1 protein-coding gene and 1 pseudogene are annotated in these 1,149 nt (G+C 65.4%); both read right to left on the reverse strand.

Annotated elements, in window-relative coordinates; genetic code table 11:
* Nucleotides 1-71: 71 nt before the first annotated feature.
* Nucleotides 72-842: an SDR family NAD(P)-dependent oxidoreductase gene (locus EN879_RS10900; protein WP_063167795.1), complete on the reverse strand. Its 771-nt coding sequence runs from the start codon at nt 840-842 to the stop codon at nt 72-74.
* 13 nt (nt 843-855) lie between these two features.
* Nucleotides 856-1,149 (reverse strand): annotated as a pseudogene (locus tag EN879_RS39855) (ABC transporter permease); the annotation flags it as partial.

Raw genomic sequence — 1,149 nt, forward strand, 5'->3', positions numbered from 1 at the left:
GATCATGGCAAGTGCTGGATGGTCGGCCTCGGTCGCCTGGCGCAGGAAGAAGCCATCGCCGAAATCGATGATCATGGCGGAACGAGCCGGAAATCGCTGCCTTCGGGCAGCAACTGGCCACCATCGACGACGATGGTCGTGCCGGTGATGTAACTGGCATCGTCCGAGGCGAGGAACAGGAAGGCATTGGCGACGTCGCGCGGGCTGCCGAGGCGGCCAAGCGGGATGGAATCCTCCATGTTCTTGATGAACGCCTCGCCGCGATGCAGCTCGATCGCTTCGGTCAGGATGTTGCCGGGCTCGACGCCGTTGACGGTGATGCCGTAGCCGGAGAATTCCAGTGCCGCGGCGCGGATGAAGCCGTTGATGCCGGCCTTGCTGGCCGAATAGTGGCCATGGCCCGGGCTGGTGACATGCGGACCGGTGATGGAGGAGGTGTAGAGCATGCGGCCGAAGCGTTGCGCCTTCATCGGCACCAGGGCCGCGCGGCTGGCATTGAAGGTGCCGCGCAGATTGACCGCCATGACGCGGTCCCAGTCGTCGGCGCTGGTGTTCTCGATCAGCTGCCAGGGATAGATGCCCGCATTCTGCACGATGATGTCGAGACGGCCATGCTGCTTCAGCGCCAGCGCCACGGCGGCCTTGGCGTCGCTCATTTGCGAGATGTCGGTGCGGATGAAGGGGACGCCCAACTCGCCAGCGGTCGCTTGCCCGGCCTCGACTTCGGTGTCGGCGAGCACCAGCCGCGCCCCCTCTTCGGCAAAGCGGAGCGCAATGCCCTTGCCGATGCCGCGGGCGGCGCCGACGATGAGCGCCACCTTGTCTTTTAGCCGTCCTGTCATGCGAGCCGTCCTGTCATGCGAGTCTTTGGCGAATGGTTTGCTTGAAGGCGTCGAGCAGCACCGCGGCCAGCACCAGCAGGCCATGAATCACCTGGGTGAAATTGGCCGGCAGGCCCATCAAATTGATCGCCGTGTTGATGGCCGAGAGCAAAAGCACGCCGGCATAGACGCCGGGGAGGGTGCCGACGCCGCCTTTGAGGCTGACGCCGCCGATGACGACCGCGGCGAAGGCGTTGAACAGCAAGCCGACGCCGAGATTGGCGGTGGCGCCCGCCGTGCGGATCGCCAGCAGCCAGCCAGCCAGGCC

This window comes from Mesorhizobium sp. M7A.F.Ca.AU.002.02.1.1 (genome assembly GCF_003998535.1).
GTDB lineage: Bacteria > Pseudomonadota > Alphaproteobacteria > Rhizobiales > Rhizobiaceae > Mesorhizobium > Mesorhizobium ciceri.